Source organism: Streptomyces sp. SID5785 (assembly GCF_009870065.1).
Taxonomy (GTDB): domain Bacteria; phylum Actinomycetota; class Actinomycetes; order Streptomycetales; family Streptomycetaceae; genus Streptomyces.
On the sequence record NZ_WWIA01000969.1, the window covers coordinates 1 to 1,401 of the forward strand.

Genomic DNA, 1,401 nt, shown 5'->3' on the forward strand with positions numbered 1-1,401 from the left:
TGACCAGGACGTCGAGGATGGCCGGCTCGTCGTCGACGACGAGGAGCCGGGTGCCGGGCGGGACCTCCGTTGCACGCATTCCGGCATCCTGGCACCGCTGCCTGAGAGGAACGTGAACGATGCGGTGCCGCGCCCGGCCTCACGCCCGCAGGAGATCCGTCGAGACCGTCCAGAGGGCCTCGGCGGTGGCGGCGTCGAGCGCCCATTCCTTGACGCCGTGCGGGTGTTGTGCGAGGTCTGCGTCGTCCGGCACGGTGTATGCCTCCTGCCCGTCGTCGAGGTAGTGCCCTCCGGTGTGCGCGAACTCGGGGGCGACGGCGGCGACAAGGCTGGTGGCGGCACCCTGGGCGATCGTCTTGTACGTGAACACACCGGCGGCCTCGGCCGCCGCGAGCGACCGCTTCTGCTCGGGTGTGAAATGGCGCTGGAGACCCGTCGCGATCCCGCCGGGGTTCACGGCGTTGGCGACGATGCCGTCCGCCGCCCACCGGCGCGTCGCTTCGACGGCGAACAGTGAGTTCGCGGTCTTCGACCGGGCGTAGGCGATCTGCGGGTCGTACCGCCCGCGCGTGAAGTGGAGGTCGTCGAAGGCGATGCCGGCCCGCATGTGCGCCGTCGAGCTGACCGACACGATCCGCGCCCCGTCCCGGTCGGCGGCGCCCCGGGCCAGGGCGTCGTGGAGGCCGGTGGCGAGCGCGAGGTGGCCCAGGTGGTTGGTCGCGAACTGCAGCTCCCAGCCGTCACGGGTGCGCTCCGGGCCGCCGGTGACGACTCCCGCGTTGTTGACGAGAAGGTGCAGCGGGCCCTGCCAGGCGTCGACGAGGCGTGCGACGGTGCCGAGGTCGGCGAGGTCGAGCCGGACGACCCGGGGGCGGATCCGGACGGCCGTCCCGTCCGCGGCGCCGTCCGCCGGCTCGGCGATCCTGCGGGCGACCGCGTCGCCCGCCCTCGTGTCACGGACGGCGAGCGTCACGTCGGCACCGGCGGCGGCCAGCGCCCTGGCCGTCTCGAGCCCGAGTCCGGACGTCGCTCCGGTCACGAGGGCGCGCACGCCGTCGAGCGCGACGCCTCGCAGCACGTCGTCCGCGGTGCTGGAGGCGGTGAACGGCGTGGAGATCAGGGATCGAGGTGCCATGCCTTCGACTATACGCACTGAACATGATTTGTATAGTGCGGTCACCGCTCCTATGCTCGCCCCATGAGCAGCTCCGATCCCGGACCGCCGCCCGCGGCGGACACCGACACCGACCGCCGGTCACTGGTTCTCGACTCGGCCATGGCCACGTTCGCGCGATTCGGCTACCGGAAGACCTCGATGGAGGAGGTGGCCCGGGCGGCCCGCATCTCCCGTCCCGGGCTCTACTTCCTCTTCTCCTCGAAGGAGGCGTTGTTCCGCGCCGC

General features: G+C 72.2%; 2 protein-coding genes. One reads left to right on the top strand and one right to left on the bottom strand.

Annotated features, from left to right (window positions below; genetic code table 11):
• Positions 1-139: 139 nt before the first annotated feature.
• The gene (locus tag GTW43_RS31590; protein WP_161305406.1) at positions 140-1,135 is read right to left on the bottom strand and encodes an SDR family NAD(P)-dependent oxidoreductase; all 996 of its coding nucleotides are present in this window, start codon (positions 1,133-1,135) and stop codon (positions 140-142) included.
• A gap of 63 nt (positions 1,136-1,198) precedes the next feature.
• Between GTW43_RS31590 and GTW43_RS38310 the strand changes: the two genes are divergently transcribed.
• A partial coding sequence (locus GTW43_RS38310) for a helix-turn-helix domain-containing protein (RefSeq protein WP_237536917.1) occupies positions 1,199-1,401 on the top strand: 203 nt, incomplete at its 3' end.